This is a genomic window from Geminicoccus sp. (genome assembly GCF_036263595.1).
Taxonomy (GTDB): Bacteria; Pseudomonadota; Alphaproteobacteria; order Geminicoccales; family Geminicoccaceae; genus Geminicoccus.
In genome coordinates this window covers 25371-41361 of sequence record NZ_DATAGQ010000033.1, presented here as the reverse complement: position 1 = coordinate 41361, position 15991 = coordinate 25371, and the positions used below count along the sequence as shown (strand labels likewise).

General features: G+C 67.2%; 15 protein-coding genes. 7 read left to right on the top strand and 8 right to left on the bottom strand.

What is annotated here, in order from left to right:
* The 6 genes from VHL31_RS02575 to VHL31_RS02550 all read right to left on the bottom strand — a co-directional run.
* A partial coding sequence (locus VHL31_RS02575; RefSeq protein ID WP_329659639.1) for an AI-2E family transporter occupies positions 1-897 on the bottom strand: 897 nt, incomplete at its 3' end.
* Between the two features lie 37 nt (positions 898-934).
* Positions 935-1714 carry an enoyl-ACP reductase FabI gene (gene fabI, locus VHL31_RS02570; protein ID WP_329659638.1) on the bottom strand — a complete coding sequence of 260 codons (780 nt, stop codon included), beginning with the start codon at positions 1712-1714 and terminating at the stop codon, positions 935-937.
* A 46-nt stretch (positions 1715-1760) separates the two neighbouring features.
* The gene (locus VHL31_RS02565) at positions 1761-2951 is read right to left on the bottom strand and encodes an acetate/propionate family kinase (RefSeq protein ID WP_329659637.1); all 1191 of its coding nucleotides are present in this window, start codon (positions 2949-2951) and stop codon (positions 1761-1763) included.
* Entirely contained in the window at positions 2948-3907 is a 960-nt protein-coding gene (locus VHL31_RS02560) for a phosphate acetyltransferase (protein WP_329659636.1), read from the bottom strand. The genes VHL31_RS02565 and VHL31_RS02560 overlap by 4 nt, the downstream gene beginning before the upstream one ends.
* A 23-nt stretch (positions 3908-3930) precedes the next feature.
* Positions 3931-4362 (bottom strand): hypothetical protein, encoded by a 432-nt coding sequence (locus VHL31_RS02555; RefSeq protein WP_329659635.1) that lies wholly within the window; start codon positions 4360-4362, stop codon positions 3931-3933.
* A 22-nt stretch (positions 4363-4384) separates the two neighbouring features.
* Positions 4385-6649, bottom strand: a complete 2265-nt coding sequence (locus VHL31_RS02550; protein ID WP_329659634.1) for a DUF3141 domain-containing protein — start codon at positions 6647-6649, stop codon at positions 4385-4387.
* 293 nt (positions 6650-6942) lie between these two features.
* Here VHL31_RS02550 and VHL31_RS02545 point away from each other — a divergent pair, with 293 nt between their 5' ends.
* From VHL31_RS02545 to VHL31_RS02530, 4 genes are all read left to right on the top strand, one after another.
* Entirely contained in the window at positions 6943-7851 is a 909-nt protein-coding gene (locus VHL31_RS02545; protein ID WP_329659633.1) for a protein-methionine-sulfoxide reductase heme-binding subunit MsrQ, read from the top strand.
* Between the two features lie 51 nt (positions 7852-7902).
* Positions 7903-8820, top strand: coding sequence for an alpha/beta fold hydrolase (locus VHL31_RS02540; protein ID WP_414653628.1), 918 nt, complete (start codon positions 7903-7905; stop codon positions 8818-8820).
* A gap of 403 nt (positions 8821-9223) precedes the next feature.
* On the top strand, positions 9224-10669 hold the full coding sequence (locus tag VHL31_RS02535; protein WP_329659631.1) for an MBOAT family O-acyltransferase: 1446 nt from the start codon (positions 9224-9226) through the stop codon (positions 10667-10669).
* 10 nt (positions 10670-10679) lie between these two features.
* Positions 10680-11762 carry a hypothetical protein gene (locus VHL31_RS02530; RefSeq protein ID WP_329659630.1) on the top strand — a complete coding sequence of 361 codons (1083 nt, stop codon included), beginning with the start codon at positions 10680-10682 and terminating at the stop codon, positions 11760-11762.
* An 8-nt stretch (positions 11763-11770) separates the two neighbouring features.
* On the opposite strand, the gene VHL31_RS02525 is transcribed toward VHL31_RS02530, so the two are convergent.
* Positions 11771-12820 carry an alkene reductase gene (locus tag VHL31_RS02525; RefSeq protein WP_329659629.1) on the bottom strand — a complete coding sequence of 350 codons (1050 nt, stop codon included), beginning with the start codon at positions 12818-12820 and terminating at the stop codon, positions 11771-11773.
* A gap of 89 nt (positions 12821-12909) precedes the next feature.
* On the opposite strand from VHL31_RS02525, the gene VHL31_RS02520 reads away from it, so the two are divergent.
* The 3 genes from VHL31_RS02520 (at position 12910) to VHL31_RS02510 (ending at position 14708) form a co-directional block, all read left to right on the top strand.
* Positions 12910-13227 (top strand): metalloregulator ArsR/SmtB family transcription factor, encoded by a 318-nt coding sequence (locus VHL31_RS02520; protein WP_329659628.1) that lies wholly within the window; start codon positions 12910-12912, stop codon positions 13225-13227.
* A gap of 100 nt (positions 13228-13327) precedes the next feature.
* A complete protein-coding gene (locus VHL31_RS02515; protein ID WP_329659627.1) occupies positions 13328-14155 on the top strand; it encodes a class I SAM-dependent methyltransferase in 828 nt (275 codons plus the stop codon).
* A 172-nt stretch (positions 14156-14327) separates the two neighbouring features.
* Entirely contained in the window at positions 14328-14708 is a 381-nt protein-coding gene (locus VHL31_RS02510) for a rhodanese-like domain-containing protein (protein ID WP_329659626.1), read from the top strand.
* On the opposite strand, the gene VHL31_RS02505 is transcribed toward VHL31_RS02510, so the two are convergent.
* The gene (locus tag VHL31_RS02505) at positions 14705-15868 is read right to left on the bottom strand and encodes a dihydrodipicolinate synthase family protein (protein ID WP_349262344.1); all 1164 of its coding nucleotides are present in this window, start codon (positions 15866-15868) and stop codon (positions 14705-14707) included. The two genes, VHL31_RS02510 and VHL31_RS02505, sit on opposite strands and share 4 nt — an antisense overlap.
* Positions 15869-15991: the final 123 nt, after the last annotated feature.

Sequence of the window (15991 nt, the reverse complement as noted above, 5' to 3'; positions counted from 1 at the left end):
CAGCACCGGCGCCGGCCCGATCTGGACGAGGCAAAGCAGGAAGCAGAGCAGGACCAGCAAGGCAGCCCATGGCACGCCGGCCACCATGAAGCCCACGCCGGCCGCGGCCGACTGGACCAGGGCGGTGCCGATGACGCCGCGGGCGACGCCGCGGATGGTGCGCTCCGCCAAGGCCGCCAGTCCCGGGCCGCGCGCGCCCACCAGCCGGGTCGCCAGGTCCGAGGCCAGCCGATGGCCTCCCTCGGCGTGGGCCAGCAGGATGCCGGCGATGATCATGGCGGCCACGAAGTGGAGCAGGCCCAGGCCCAGGTCAGCCACCACCGAGAGGAGCCATCCGGCGGCGACGCGCAACTGCGGCTGGATCTCCTCCACGACCGAGCCGAGGCCAGCCGACCCCATCGTCCAGAGCTGCTCGATCTTCGGCCCGATCAACGGCCATTGCTCGGCGCCTGCGGGCGGCGGCGGCAGGCGGAGGCTGCCATCCATCAGCCGGATCGCCAGCTCGCTCAGGTTGGCAATCAGGGAACTGGTGAGCATGCTCACCGGCCAGACCAGCACGACCAGGATCGATGACGCCATCAACGCGGCCGCCAAGCCGCCACGGCCGCCCAGGAGCGCCTTCAACCGCTGGAAGCCCGGGTTGATCGCGACCGCGATGATGATTCCCCAGATCAGCGCGAAGATGAACGGCCGGGTGATCCACAGACACCAGCCGGCCAGGGCCAGCATCAGCCCGACCCGCACGACCGTCTCGACGGCCGCCCGTGCCAGCGACAGGTCGGCTGCATGCACCGCGGACGGTGACGTCTCGACCGTCACGGTGGTCGGAACGGCGGCGGCAGGACCGGACGCAGTCGCCACGGCCGGCCCGGCATCCTCGGCCTGCAAACTCCTCATGCCGCCCCCATCCCTCGATCCGCCGCCCGACCTGGCCTCAGTCGATGATGTGGTATCCCCCGTCGATGTAAAGCGTCTCGCCTGTGATCAGCCGGGCTGCATCGGTGGCGAGGTAGGCGGTGGCGCGCCCGACATCCTCGATCGAGACCCGCGACCGCATCGGCGCCTTCTCCTGCGCCTTGTCCAGGAGCTCGTCGAACTCGGCGATCCCCGATGCCGCCCGGGTTTTCAGCGGCCCTGGCGAGATCGCATGCACCCGGATCCCCTTGGGGCCAAGCTCGGCCGCGAGGTAGCGGGTCGACGCCTCCAGCGCGGCCTTGACCGGGCCCATCAGGTTGTAGTTCTCGACCACCATCTGCGAGCCGTAATAGGTCATACAGAACAGGCTGCCGCCGTTCTTCATCATCGGCTCGGCCAGCTTGGCCATGCGGATGAATGACCAGCAGGAAACGTCCATCGCCGCGAGGAAGCCTTCCTTCGAACAGTCGACGACGCGGCCGTGCAGGTCGTCCTTGGGCGCGAACGCGATCGAGTGCAGGAGGAAATCCAGCTGCCCCCACTCGGCCGCCATCCGGTCGAACACGGCCTCGACCTGTCCGTCGACGCGGACATCCAGCGGCATCAGGATCGCCGCGTCGAGCTCGCGGGCCAGCGGCTCGACATGGGGCCGAGCCTTCTCGTTCAGGTAGGTCACGGCAAGATCCGCCCCCAGCGCTCGGAAGGCCTTGGCACAGCCCCAGGCGATCGAGCTGTCGTTCGCGATGCCGGTGACGAGGCCATGACGGCCCTGAAGACTGATGATCGGGTTGGTGATCATGCGCACGTCCTTTCCCGGTCTTCAGGCCCGCTGGAACGAGGGCGGCTCACGCCTGCTTCGCCCGGACGACGGCGAGGGTGTGGCGCGCGATCATCCATTCCTCGTTGGTCGGGACGACGAAGACGGGCACGGCACTGGCCTCTGTGGTGATACGTGGCAGGGTGTCGGCCTTGCGTTCTTCGTCGAGATCCACGCCCATCCACCGGCAGCGGCGGCAAATGTCGGCACGGACGGGCGCGGCATGCTCGCCGATGCCCGCCGTGAACACGATGCCGTCCAGGCCGCCCATGCTCGATGCCAGCGCCGCGATCGCCTGGGCCGTCCGGTAGCCGAAATAGTCGAGCGCCAGCTTCGCCCGCGGATCGTCGCTGGCCAGCAGGTCCCGCACGTCGTTGCTGAGCCCTGAGAGCCCCTTCAGCCCGCATTCATGATAGAGGAAATGCTCGATCGCCCGCGCATCCTTCCCCTGCTGCATCAGATAGAGCACGACGCCCGCGTCCAGCTGGCCGGGGCGCGTGCCCATCGGCAGGCCATCCAGGGCCGTGAACCCCATGGTGCTGTCGATGCTCCGGCCGCCTGCCATCGCACAGGCCGAGCAGCCCGAGCCCAGATGCGCCACGACCACCCGCCCGCGCGCGATGGCCGGCGCCACCGCCGGCAGGCGCGTTGCGATGTACTCGTAGGAGAGCCCGTGGAAGCCGTAGCGACGCACGCCTTCCCGATAGAGTTCCTCCGGGACGGCGAAGTGATCCGCCACCGCCGGATGGCTGCGGTGAAACGCGGTATCGAAGCAGGCCACCTGCGGCAGCTCCGGCCGCCTGTCCCGGATGGAGCGGATCGGCGCCAGGTTGTTCGGCTGGTGCAGCGGGGCCAGCGGGACCAGCGCCTCCAGCCGGTCGAGCAGCGTGTCGTCGACCAGCATCGGCTGGACGAAGTCCGGCCCGCCATGGACGACCCGGTGGCCGACCGCGATCGGGAGTTCGTCGATCTGCTGCACCAGCCAGCCGCCCAGCAGGTCCTGGGCGCCCTTCACGTCCGCAGCCTGCTCTGGCCCGTAGACCTGATCGCAGGTGACCTTGCCGCTGGCGTCCTTGACCTCCAGGCGCGGCCGGCTGCCGCCGATGCCTTCGATCTGGCCCTTGAAGCGCCGGTCCAGCGCGTCGCCGGATCCCAGGCCGAACAGCTGGAACTTGATGCTCGAGCTGCCGGCATTGATGACCAGGATGGTATCCCTCATCCGCCGACCGGCCGGACGCGTGCCAGATGGTTCGCATAGAGCGCGGCGATGGCGCAGGAGGCCATCCGGGTGCGCAGGCTGTCGGCCCGGCTGTTGAGGATGATCGGTACCCTGGCCCCCAGCACGATCCCCGCCGCGTCGGCATCCGCCAGGAACGACAGGTTCTTGGCCAGCATGTTTCCTGCCTCGAGGTCCGGCACGACCAGGACCTGTGCGCGGCCGGCGACGCTGCCGCCGATGCCCTTGATCCTCGCGGCCTCGGGACCGATCGCATTGTCCAGCGCCAGCGGACCGTCGAGCAGCCCGCCTACGATCTGTCCGCGGTCAGCCATCTTGCACAAGGCCGCTGCATCGATCGTGCTGGGTATCTTGCCGTTTACCGTCTCGACCGCCGAGAGGATCGCGACGCGCGGGGTCCCGAGCCCCAGCGCCAGATGAAGGTCGATGACGTTGCGGACGATATCCGCCTTGGTCTCCAGGTCCGGGAAGATGTTGATCGCCGCATCGGTGATGAACAGAGGTTCCGGGTAGGTCGGCACGTCCATGATGAACACGTGGCTGATCCGCCGCTCGGTCCGGATCCCGCCTTCCTTGGCGACCACCTCGTGCATCAGCTCGTCGGTGTGAAGGCTCCCCTTCATCAGCAGTTGCACGCTGCCGTCGCGGACCAGCTCGACGCCCTTGGCCGCCGCGGCATGGCTGTGCGGGACATCCACCAGCCTGAACCGGCCGAGATCGAGGCGGCATGCCGCGGCGGCCGCCCTGATCTTCCGCTCCGGCCCGACCAGGGTCGGCCAGATGATGCCCGCATCCGCCGCCTCCACCGCGGCAGCCAGCGACGTCGCATCGCAGGGATGCACGACTGCGCACGGGATCGGCGGGATCTTCGCGGCAACCTCGATCAGCGCATCGTACTTCTCATGCGTCCGCTCCGCCCGTGCGCCTGGTTCGATCATCGGCCGCTCTCCTCCTCTACCGGTTACCAGCAGAGATAGAGCCCGACATCGCCCGGCATACCGTTCGGGAACGACAGGATCTCGGCGCGCATGGTGTAGCCGAGGGGCTTGAGGTGCTCCTGGTAGAATTCCATGGCGATCTTGGCCTTGCCCTGCAGTGTCGCCGGCCAATTGTCGTCGAAATTATTGATGGCACGGCCGCTGTCCAGGCAGAAGTCGGACGGAAACCGCAGCACGAGGATCTCCGACTTCTCCTGCTCGGCCGCGTTGCGCACGGCCCGCTTCAGCCGGTCCAGGGCGTCCGGCGGGATCTCCTCGAACTTCATGAAGCTGTCATGCAGCTCCCGCTCGTGCTGCTCCGTCTTCTTCTTCCGCTCCAGGATCTCCTGCATCCGTTTCGTCTCGATATCGTCGGCGATCTGGCGAAGGTCCTTCGCGCTCATCATGCTCGTCATTCTTCTCTCCCTCGACCAAAGATCAAGAAGCGCGCCGCCTGGCGCGCGGCCGAAGCGGCGTGGCCTCTGCCGGGCCGGCGCTCGAAGCGTTGGCGGCCTGAACGGCGGATCGCGGGATCGTCTTGCCGAAGATGCTCTCGACCCTGGCCAGCCGCCGCTGTCCCTCCTCGTCGAGCAGCCCGGTTGCCAGGATGGTCCGCCGCAGCTCGGCCAGCGCTTCGTCCCGCTGCTCCGCAGGCACGCCTGCCAGCAGCGTCGGCAAGGCGGCGATCGCCTCGTCCTGTGCGATCAGCAGCATCAGGAACTGGTCGCGGACCAAGGCCTTGAACTGGCTCACCGTCATGTTGCCGCCACGCTCTTCGCGGATCCGCCGCAGCAGATTGAACGCGCGCTCGTCCGCAGCCGCGCCGGGCAGGCGGATGAAGATCAGCGCACGCACCCAGGCTTCGCGCGGCCCGCCCTGGGCGATGCGGCCGCGAAGATCCGCGATCCTGGCCTGCACGAAGGCACGGTCTTCCGGGTCTTCCCCCGGCCGCTGCCGGGGCGGCGTGTCCTTGTCGCCCAGCCCGACCAGGGACTGCAGGAACGGCGAGCCGTAGATCGCCAGGAAGCTCTCCTCGACCAGCCTGTCGCGCAGCTTCCCCGCCGCGTTCAGCGCCGATTCGATGTTCTCGCTCACCTTGCACTCTGCCTGGATGAACGGGTTGCCCGGCGCTGCCGGATGCCGGTTCTGCCTGATCTGCTCGGCTGTGTCCTCGAGAAGAGCCAGCCAGGGATTATTGTCCGAGAACAGCTCGTACTTCAGCCGCTGAGGGTGCATCTGCCGCATCCAGTCGGCGGCCGGCGCGCTGACCATGGCCTGGACCCATGGCTGCATGAACGTGCGGTAAAGGCCGAGATTGATCTGCGAGATCCGGTCGACCGCCGCAAAGCGGCGCTCGTCCTCGGGATCGGGAGCCACGATGCTCTTCACGTCGTCGATGCTGCGCGCGACGAACCGGACCAGATAATCCCCGGCGATCAGCCCGGCCTCGTCGCTGCCCGCCTCGCTGCGCGGCGTCAGCACCGCCTCGTAGAGGCCGGGCGGCAGCACGTCGATGAAGTCGATATTGGAGGCGAACTCGTCATGCTCCTTCTTCGCGACGCTGCCGGACACGAAGATGCCGAGATGGCCGATGCTCTCGTGGACGCAGTAGACGATCGTCTGGCCGTGCGCCCGGATGTCGTTCACGTCCCGATACAGGTCGGTGATCCAGCCAAGCGCCTGCGGCGGCGGCGTGATGTTGTCGCCCTTCGAGCAGAACACGATGATCGGCGAGCGGATCTTGCGCAGGTCGATCCGGTCATTGTCGCTGGTGACCAGTTCGGCCGTCGCCAGCCTGTTGCCGACGAACAGCTTGTCGGCGATGTACTGCATCTCCTGGGCGTTCAGCAGGACATGGCCGCCCCACCATTTCTCGAAGCCCAGGTAGCGCTGCGCCTCGGTATCGATCTTGGCATACAGGTTGTACGACTTGCCCCACCAGGTATTGGCCGGGTTCAGGCTCTCGAAGTTCTGGACCAGCCAGGCGCCGTCGAAGATGCCATGCCCGAGATCGCCGGCCAGGGCCGTCAGCCAGCTGCCGCCGAGCATCCCGCCCGTATAGCGCATCGGGTTCTGGCCGCGCCTGCCCGCCCAGTAGGACAGCGGTGCGCCGGCGATGATAATCGGCCCGAACAGGTCTGGCCGGATGGCAGCCGTCATCATGATCTGCCAGCCCGCCTGGCAGTTGCCGACCACTGCCGGCTTGCCGTCTGCCTCGGGGTGAAGCTCGATCACCTTTTCCAGGAACGACGCTTCGGCCTTCATCACGTCTTCGACGGTCTGGCCCGGCATCGGGTTCGGCAGGAAGCCGATGAAGTAGCAGGGATGGCCGGCGCGCAGCGCCACGCCGATCTCGCTGTCCGCCTTGAAGCCGCCGATCCCGGGTCCGTGGCCGGCGCGCGGGTCGGCCACCACGAACGGGCGCTTCTTCGGGTCGATCACCGTCCCTTGAGGCGGCTCGATCCGCACCAGCCCGTAATTGACGGGGCGCTCCAGCTTGCGGCCGTCGGCGACCAGGGCCGCCTCGAACGACAGCACATGCGGCACCTGCTCGGCCATGTGCTCGTGGTACTGGTTGCCGCGCTGGCGCAGCACGTCGGCGAACAGGACGCCCCGCTCGCACCGATCGATCCAGTAGTCGACAAGGTCGGCCCACGGGTCGCGTGGCTGGCCCTGGCGCGTTGCGGCCGCTTGTTCGGACATGTTCCCCCACTCTCCTTGTCCGCCCGCGCGCAAGACTGTGCCGGTGACGGGCCAAGTCATGTATGGTCCCCGACGAAGCTGGTCCTGCCCGCTTCGGTGAGGTCTCCTCGCCGGCCGCGTGCACGTCCTGCCTGCGCCATTCACGTCGAGCTAGGCGCAGGCGCAACCTGCGTCATTGATCCTGATCAACACCCTTTTTCTGATATTATCATGGCATGGCGCATGGCGAAATCATGCACGCCGAGATGGCGAGCTCTTGAAACCCTGGCGGTGGACGTAGCGTATTGTCCGGCATGGCCAAGCAACCGACGCTGAAGCTGCCCTGGCTGGATCGCTCCGGGCAGCTGTCCTCCCTCAAGCTCGCCACCCTGGCGCTGGTCTGCCTGCCGGCCGCCTGGGTGGTCTGGCTCTGGGCGACCACGGGGCTCCAGCCCCGGCCGCTCGAGGAGGCGATCCACCAGAGCGGCAACTGGGCGGTCCGCCTGCTGCTGGTCTCGCTCTGCATCAGCCCGCTGCGCCGGATCCTGAACTGGCCGCGGCTGATGCTGGTCCGGCGGACGATCGGGGTCGCAGCACTGGTCTATGCGCTGGTCCATCTCCTGCTCTACGTGGCCGACCAGAACCTCGACCTCGGCAAGGTGGCTTCCGAGATCATCCTGCGCTTCTACCTGACGATCGGCTTCGTCGCCCTGCTGGGGCTGACGGCGCTGGGCGTCACCTCGACGGATGCGATGGTCAGGCGGATGGGACGGTGGTGGCCCAAGCTGCATCAGTCCGTGTATGTCCTGGCCGTGCTGGCCCTGGTCCACTTCTTCATCCAGTCGAAGGTCGACGTCACCGAGCCGGTCCTGCTGACCGGCTTCTTCCTGTTCCTGATGGGCTACCGCCTGATGATCCGCCGCTACGAGCCCGTGGTCTGGCGCCTCGTCGTCCTGGCAGTCGCTTCCGCACTGCTCTGCGCCCTGATCGAGGCTGCCTGGTATGGCCTGTACCGCGGCGCCCCTGCCGGCGCCGTGCTGGCGGCCAACCTGAAGTTCGCCTACTCCATCAGGTCGGCCTGGTGGGTGCTGGCGACTGGCTTGGGCACTGCGCTGCTGGCCGTGATCGGGGACCTGCGCAGGAGCAGGCAGAAACGACCGGGCCAGCGGGCCTTCCGCGCCGCCGGCCCATCAGGTGCCAGGCCCCTGTCGCCAACGGGATGACCGGCCGCCATAGTGTCGCTGTCGCGACCGGGCGCCGATGGCCGGACCGCCATGGGCCACGCGATCGGAGGGACGGCGGTGGCTCACCATATCTGGCACGGCGTGCACGAGGCGAACGGGGCGAAGCTGCACTACGCCCGAACCGGCACGGGCCAGCCGCTCGTGCTGCTCCATGGCTGGCCGGAGTTCTGGCTCACCTGGGAGCCGGTCATGGAACGCCTGGCGGACCGGTTCGACCTGATCGCCCCTGACCTGCGCGGCTTCGGCGAGAGTCCGAAGACGGATGAGGGACCGTCCGATCAGGTCGGCCCTGATCTGCATGCGGCAGACCTGCTGGCGCTGCTGGACCATCTGACCCTCGATCACGTCGGGATCGTGAGCCACGATGTCGGCGCCGTCGTCACCCAGTCCTTCGCCCGGCGGCATCGCGAGCGGCTGACCAGCCTGTTCTTCTTCGACTGCCCCTACCCCGGCATCGGCGCCCGCTGGGCCGAGCCTGGGCATCTCAGGGAGATCTGGTACCAATCCTTCCACCAGAAGCCCTGGGCCGCCGAGCTGATCGGCTCCTCGCGCGAGGCCTGCCGGATCTATCTCGGCCACATGCTCCGCCACTGGGCCGCCGGCAATCCGGCCGCCTTCGACGGCGATGTGCTGGAGACCTGGGTCGACAATTTTCTCAAGCCTGGCAACCTGCAGGGCGGTTTCGACTGGTATCTCAGCGCCAATGCCGCCCGCCTCGCCGCCATGCGGGGCGAAGCGCCGGGCCTGCCCCCGATCACGGTCCCGGCCTGCGTGCGCTGGGGCGCGCTCGACCCGGTCCTCGAGGTCGAGTGGACCGACCGGCTGCACGAGACGTTCGCCGACCTGGACGTAGCACCGCTGGACGGCCTGGGCCACTTCCCGCACCGCGAGGACCCGGACCGCGCGGCGGCCGAGATTTCGGCATGGTTCAGCGAGGCGGTCGCCTGAGCGGAGCCGATCTCCTTGGGACGGGCCCGGACCGGCCAGTCGAGAAACATGCGCGGCAGACCGGTCACACCGGCTGCCCGGATCATCAATATGCCCAAACGACATATTGCAGACAGATTACCGGTCGTCCATGTTCCGGGTGCGTCAGCCTTTGGAACGGAAGGGTCCACTCACTGGTGCACTGACACCGGCGCGAAAAAATGTCGGTCGCGTTCGCCAGCCGCTGTACCCGTCAGCTTGACGCAACCAATAACGAAGCTCTAGCTTCCACGAACCCTCAGCACCCGCAAAAATAATATCGATTCACACGGCCTTGAGGCCGGTACATTCGAAGGTGCTTTGCGAACATTTATATGTGCTATTCTGCACACAATTCATGCTATGGCGCAGAGGGAGTTTCCCTTTGCTGTTTAGCTCACTTCCATTCACGCTCGGATTCCTGCCGGTCACGCTAGCATTCTTCCTTCTGCTTGGAAGGTTCGACGCGCCGGCGCATCAGCGGGTCAAGGCACGCATCTGGCTCGTCCTGGGCGCGTCCCTGGTCTTCTATGCCTACTGGCACCCGCCCAGCCTGCTTCTGCTGGTTGGCTCGGTCCTGTTCAACTGGTCGATGGGCCTGCTCATCGCCGACCGGAAGCCAGCCAGGAAATGGATCCTGGCCCTGACCGTCGCGGTCGATCTCGCATCGATCGGCTTCTTCAAGTACGGCATGTTCGTCACTGAGAACGCGGCGCTCGTGGCCGGCGACTGGATCCGCCTCGAAGGCATCCTGCTGCCGCTCGGCATTTCCTTCTTCACCTTCCAGCAGATCGCCTATGTGGTCGATGTCTGGCGCGGTGATGTCGAGGCGGAGCGGAACCTGCCGCGCTTCGCGCTGTCGGTGACCTTCTTCCCGCATCTGATCGCCGGGCCGATCATCCTCTACCGGCAGATCGGCCCGCAGTTCGACCGCTGGTCCTTCGCCCGCCCGACTGCGAGCGACCTCAACCTCGGGTTCGGCATCTTCCTGATCGGGCTGATCAAGAAGATCGGCATCGCCGACACGCTGTCCTATTATGTCGACCCGGCGTTCGACGTGGCGGACGGCCAGCAGGCCGTCGGGTTCATCGAGAGCTGGCAGAGCGCCATTGCCTATACATTCCAGCTCTACTTCGACTTCTCCGGCTATTCCGACATGGCGATCGGCCTCGGCCTGTTGTTCGGAATCCGAATCCCCGACAATTTCGACAATCCCTACCGGTCCACCAGCATCATCGATTTCTGGCAGCGCTGGCACATGTCGCTGTCCAGCTTCCTGCGCAACTACCTCTACATCCCGCTGGGCGGCAACCGGCACGGCAAGGTCCGCCGCTACGTCAACCTGATGATCACCATGCTGCTGGGCGGCCTCTGGCACGGGGCATCATGGAACTTCGTGATCTGGGGCGGCCTTAACGGCGTCTACCTGCTGATTGCCCATGCCTGGCGTGCATCGACCGGCGGCATGAACCTGAAGGCCCATCCCCTGGCGCCTTGGGGACGGGTGGCAGGCCACCTGCTCACCATGCTCGCGGTGGTCGTGGTCCGGGTCTTCTTCCGTGCCACCACCCTCGACGGCGCCTGGCTTATGCTCAAGGGCATGACGGACCCGTCCGCCGGCAGTGTCGCCGAGTTCGAGCCGTTCCTGCTCATGGCCATCCTGGCCGCCTACGCGCTCTGCCTCTATGGCGCCGAAGCGAAGGACCTGATCAAGGTCCGCTGGCTGTCCTTGCCACTCGCACGCCCCGTCGCCGCCGTCTGGGCGCTCCTCGTCATGCACCACCAGCAATTGTTCAATCTCGATGCCGCCTTCCTCTACTTCAACTTCTGAGCCCGCCCCGATGCCGGGACGGTCGCGGCTGCGCACCATGCTGGCATGGCTGTGGCGCCTCCCACTGGTGGTCGTCATGGCCCTGCTGCTGTTCGAGGGCTTCCTGCGGCTGCCGCCCTTCAGGGTTGGCGTCTCGCCGGTCACCTACCACCCTGCGCTCGGCTTCTGGCACAAGCCCAACTATCAAGGGGAAGCCTTTTCGCCCTGCTACTCCGTTCCCTACAGTTTCGACGCGCAGGGCCTGCGCCCGTCGCGAAAGAAGGTCACAGGCAGGAAGGCGATCGTCATCGGCGACAGCCAGATCGAGGCCATCATGGTCCAGGACGACCTGGTGCTCCACCAGCGCCTGCAGGCGCTGCTGGGCGACCGGGTCGAGGTCCTGAACTATGGCCTGGGCGGCAGCGGCACCGACCTGCAGTTCCTGGTCCTGAAGAATCTCGTGGACATGGACGAGGTCGGCTGGGTCGTTCAGCTGATCAACCTCGACAGTGACGTGTACGAGGCCAACCCGCGCCAGGCGCAACCGGGCCAGCGGCCCCGCGCCCGCCTGGTCTTTCCCGATGGGAACGATCTCGACCATTATCGCCTGATCCCGCCCGGGCCCTTCGGCTGGGGCGAGCAGTTCCGCGAACTGTTCTCGAGCTTCCAGCTCTATTCCTATACCCGCCGCGCCCTCGTGCCCATCCGGCGTGCGCTGCGCAGGCTGCGCAACCTGATGGCGGGCGCACCCGCTGCAGCCACCGAGGCCCGGGCGGACGGAGCGGAGGAGCCGGAAGAGAGCGAGGTCGGGCAGCCGCAGGAATCGGCATGGACGAACCTGCTGGGGGCCGTCCATCAGACACGCCGACTGGTGGAGCAGCATGGCGGCAGCTACCTGCCCCTGGTCTGGTATCGCGACCCGCTCCTGTTCGAGGAATGGACGCGCCGGACGAACAGGCTGGGGCTGGACAGCCTGGTGCTGCCGACGGCGCTGTTGGCCGATGGCGCGGACCTGGCTGCCCTGTCATTTCCCTGCGACCACCACTTCACGGCCGCCACCCACGACCGGATCGCCGCCATCCTGGCGAAGAGCGGTCTGATCGGCCCACCGTGACGGCTGTCTCAGAGGGCCGGGTAGTCGGTGTAGCCCTTGGCGCCACCCGCATAGAACGTGCTGCTGTCCCAGGCATTGAGGGCCACCCGCTCGGCAAGGCGCCTGGGCAGGTCGGGATTGGCGATGAAGGCCTTGCCGAAGGCCACCGCATCCGCCTCGCCCTTGGCCAGCACGTCCTCCGCGGCCGCCTGGTCGAAATTCTCGTTGGCGACATAGACGCCGCCGAACGCCGCCTTCAGCTCTGGCCCGAGACGCCGCTCGCCCAGCGATTCGCGGGCACAGATGAAGGCCAGGCCGCGCCGGCCCAGTTCCTTCGCGACATAGCCGAACGTGGCAGCCAAGTCGCTGTCGCCCATGTCGTGGCTGTCGCCGCGCGGGGCCAGGTGCATGCCCACCCGGTCGGCACCCCAGACCGAGATGACGGCATCGGTGGCTTCCAGCATCAGCCGCGCGCGGTTCTCCCGGCTGCCGCCATACTGGTCGGTGCGATGGTTGGTGCTGTCCTGCAGGAACTGGTCGAGCAGATAGCCATTGGCACCGTGGAGTTCGACGCCGTCGAAACCGGCCGCCTGCGCGTTCTCGGCACCCCGGCGATAGGCCTCGATGATGCCGGGGATCTCGTCCGTCTGAAGCGCGCGCGGGGTCACGTAGGGACGCTGCGGCCGCACCAGGCTGACATGGCCCTTGGGAGTCACGGCACTGGGTGCCACCGGCAGCTGGCCGTCCAGGAAGATCGGGTCGGAGATCCGGCCGACATGCCAGAGCTGCAGGAAGATATGGCCGCCTGCGGCATGGACCGCGGCGGTGATCTGCTTCCACCCCTCGACCTGCTCGCTGGACCAGATGCCGGGCGTGTCCACGTAGCCGACGCCGGCGGGTGTGACCGAGGTCGCCTCGGTCAGGATCAGGCCGGCGGAGGCCCGCTGCACATAGTAGTCGCGCATCAGCGCATTCGGCACCCGGCCCTCGCTCGACCGCGAACGGGTGAGCGGCGCCATGAAGACCCGGTTGGGAAGGCTGAGATCACCGATCGTGATCGGGTCGAACAGGCTCGGCATCGACGACTCCATGATGCTAATCGGTTCGCGCGGAACCGGATCTGATAATTCGATTTTCGATGAATAACGAACATAATAGGCTGGGAGGCATGAAACAACCACACCACCCGCCGATCGATGGGATCGGCCTGACGGAAGTGCTGGGGGCGCTGTCGGACCCTGTGCGGCTGTCGATCGTGGCGACGCTGGCGGACGGCGAGCCGCGCAGTTGCGGCGCCTTCGAGCTGCCGGTCGTGAAGTCCACCCTCAGCCATCATCTCAAGGTGCTGCGCGAGGCAGGGATCATCGCCAGCCGGATGGACGGCACGCGCTGCTTTTTGACACTGCGGCCGGAACTGGAGGACCGCTTTCCGGGGCTGCTCGCCCACGTGCTGCGGCTGGCGGGGCAGACCTCCCCGGCCGCCTGACCCGCCTTCGGCCTCGTCCGAACCGACTACCTGTTGCCTTGTCCCTCAATCGCTTATCCTCCGCCGATGGTGTCCGTCATGGACGGCCGGGAGCATCGCAATGGACGTGGAACACGAGGTGGCGCGGCACTACAGCCACGGGAACCTAGAGCAGGCGATCCTCGACGCCCTGAAGGCCGGCGGCAAGGCCATCGAGAAGCTGGCCCCGTCGGATCTTTCCGGGGCGGACGAGTTCCATCTGGGTTGGCGGGCGGCGACCGCCGCACTAGCCGTGGACATGGACCTGACGGCCGACCTCCAGTTGCTCGACATCGGCGCCGGCATCGGCGGGCCCGCCCGTTTCTTCGCCGACGCGCACGGGACGCATGTCACCGGCATCGACCTCAGCGAGGAGTATGTGCGGGTCGCCAGCAGCCTGACCCATCGATGCGGACTGTCCGGCCGCGTCCGGTTCCGGCAGGCCAGCGCCCTCGACCTGCCGTTCCAGGACGGCAGCTTCGACGCCGCCACCCTGATCCATGTCGGCATGAACATCGCCGACAAGGCCGGGCTGTTCGGCGAGGTCCGGCGGGTCCTCAAGTCCGGGGCATGCTTCGGCATCTACGACGTCATGCGGATGACCGGCGACGAGATCCCCTACCCGATGCCGTGGGCCCAGACGCCGGACACGAGCTTCGTCGAGACGCCCGACACCTACCGCACGCTGCTGACGGCTGCCGGCTTCACCGTCGAGCAGGAGGCGAACCGCCGGGCGTTCACGCTCGAGCGCTGGCGCCAGATGCAGGAGCAGGCCGCCGCCCATGGCCCGCAGCCGCTCAGCCTGCACACGCTGATCGGACCCGCCTCGCGCGAACGGCTGGGCAATGTCATGACGGTGCTGCAGCAGGGCACGATCGCGCCGATTCAGATGATCGCGCGGGCTGCCTGAACGGTCGCCGCTCCTGCGCTGCTACGCTTGCGACGGATAGACCGGCAGGCCGCTCCTCTCGCCGGAGAAATCCATGACCTGTGACGTCCGTCACAGGCGGTCGTGTTGACCGGCTACGGCCGCAGGCGCACCTATACGGTGCTGATATCCACGAGTTCACGGGAGAACGACCATGCCGACATCGGTCAAGGAAATGCTGGCAGGCGCGCAGGCCGCCGTGCCGAAGATCACGCCGGACGATGCTGCTGCCGTTATCGCGAAGGGCAACGCGCTGGTAGTCGACGTACGGGACGCGCCGGAGGTCCAGGCGAGCGGCAAGGTCGCCGGTGCCAAGCATGTCTCACGAGGGATGCTGGAGTTTCGCGCCGACCCGGAATCGCCCTACCACGACCCGGCCTTCGACCGCGACAAGACGGTCATCCTCTACTGCGCTTCAGGCGGTCGCGCGGCACTGGCCGGCAAGGCGCTGAAGGACATGGGCTACCGGGACGTGCGTAACCTGGGCGGGTTCAAGGACTGGGCCGAGAGCGGCGGCAAGGTCGAGCCGGCCTAGCTCACGCCGAACGTTGCCATCAGCGTCCGCATGCGCCGTGCCGCCATCTCCGGGTCGGCCAGCACGCGCGCCTCGGATGCCAGGCGGAACACGTCGGCATAGTGGATGGCCGAACGGGCGGCCTGCTGCCCGCCGACCATCGCGAAATGGTCCTGGTGCCCGTCCAGCCAAGCTAGGAACACCACGCCCGACTTGTAGAAACGGGTCGGCGCCTCGAAGATCCTTCGCGACAGGGCGACCGTCGGGGTGAGAATGCGCCGGTAGTCCTCGACGCGACCCTCGCCAAGGGCAGTCAGCGCCGCCGACGCATGCCTGGCGATCGGGTCGAAGATGCCGAGCAGCGCATGGCTGTGCCGGGCCGCGTCGCCTTCGATCAGCTCGGCATAGTTGAAGTCGTCGCCGGTGAAGCACTTCACCCCGTCCGGCAGGGCCGCGCGAAAGCGGACTTCGCGTTCCTTGTCGAGCAGCGACATCTTCACGCCGTCGATCCGCGCCGCATGGGCATGGATCAGCTCCAGGAGCGTGTCCTGGGCCTCGTCCAGGTCGTGGCTTCCCCAGTAGCCCTCCAGTTGCGGGTCGAACATCGGCCCCAGCCAATGGAGGACGACCTTGTCCGTCGCCTGGCCGATCAGCTCGCCATAGAGCCGCAGATAATCCTCCCTCCCACGCGCCGCCTTCACCAGCGCTCGGCTCGCCATCAGGATCGCGCGCCCGCTGGCCTGCTCCACCACGCCAAGCTGCTCGAGATAGGCCGTGCGCACCTGGTCCAGCGTCACGCCCGGCTGGGGCGACAGCTGGTCGGTGCCCACCCCGCAGGCCAGGTCCGCTGCCGGCACGGTCTTGGCCAGCGCCACGGAGCGGCGGATCAGCTCGGCTGCCAGCTTCCAGTCCAGCCCCATGCCGCGCTGCGAGGTGTCCATCGCCTCGGCGATCTTGAAGCCCAGCCCCCACAGATGCTGACGAAAGCGCAGCGTGGCCTCCCAGTCGACGGCCGCCGTTTCGAACGGAGCGATCGCCGCACGCGGATCCGCCACCACATGCGCCGCCGCATAGGCCACGCGGGGGAAGCCGCCCTGTACGGTCGCCGGGAAGGGGCAGCCTTCCTTCGGCATGAACGGCTCGGCCCGCCCATCGGCAGTGGGAAGCATCACGGCTTGCATCGGACAGCCCCTGATCGGTAAGTAACCAGTGAGTTACTTCTGGCGCCGGTTCGGGTCAAGCCGCTTGCGCGGCGCATACACAAGGGCACGTGGGAAGCAGGAGTTATAGACAGTTTTGCAGAT

Excerpts from the sequence above, each read along its gene's own strand:
- VHL31_RS02540 (WP_414653628.1), top strand. The coding sequence starts at position 7,903 with ATGGGCCACGCGATCGGAGGGACGGCGGTGGCTCACCATATCTGGCAC.
- VHL31_RS02530 (WP_329659630.1), top strand. The coding sequence starts at position 10,680 with ATGCCGGGACGGTCGCGGCTGCGCACCATGCTGGCATGGCTGTGGCGC.
- VHL31_RS02550 (WP_329659634.1), bottom strand. The coding sequence starts at position 6,649 with ATGTCCGAACAAGCGGCCGCAACGCGCCAGGGCCAGCCACGCGACCCG.
- VHL31_RS02565 (WP_329659637.1), bottom strand. The coding sequence starts at position 2,951 with ATGAGGGATACCATCCTGGTCATCAATGCCGGCAGCTCGAGCATCAAG.
- VHL31_RS02510 (WP_329659626.1), top strand. The coding sequence starts at position 14,328 with ATGCCGACATCGGTCAAGGAAATGCTGGCAGGCGCGCAGGCCGCCGTG.
- VHL31_RS02520 (WP_329659628.1), top strand. The coding sequence starts at position 12,910 with ATGAAACAACCACACCACCCGCCGATCGATGGGATCGGCCTGACGGAA.
- VHL31_RS02560 (WP_329659636.1), bottom strand. The coding sequence starts at position 3,907 with ATGATCGAACCAGGCGCACGGGCGGAGCGGACGCATGAGAAGTACGAT.
- VHL31_RS02555 (WP_329659635.1), bottom strand. The coding sequence starts at position 4,362 with ATGACGAGCATGATGAGCGCGAAGGACCTTCGCCAGATCGCCGACGAT.
- fabI (WP_329659638.1), bottom strand. The coding sequence starts at position 1,714 with ATGATCACCAACCCGATCATCAGTCTTCAGGGCCGTCATGGCCTCGTC.
- VHL31_RS02515 (WP_329659627.1), top strand. The coding sequence starts at position 13,328 with ATGGACGTGGAACACGAGGTGGCGCGGCACTACAGCCACGGGAACCTA.
- VHL31_RS02545 (WP_329659633.1), top strand. The coding sequence starts at position 6,943 with ATGGCCAAGCAACCGACGCTGAAGCTGCCCTGGCTGGATCGCTCCGGG.
- VHL31_RS02525 (WP_329659629.1), bottom strand. The coding sequence starts at position 12,820 with ATGCCGAGCCTGTTCGACCCGATCACGATCGGTGATCTCAGCCTTCCC.
- VHL31_RS02505 (WP_349262344.1), bottom strand. The coding sequence starts at position 15,868 with ATGCAAGCCGTGATGCTTCCCACTGCCGATGGGCGGGCCGAGCCGTTC.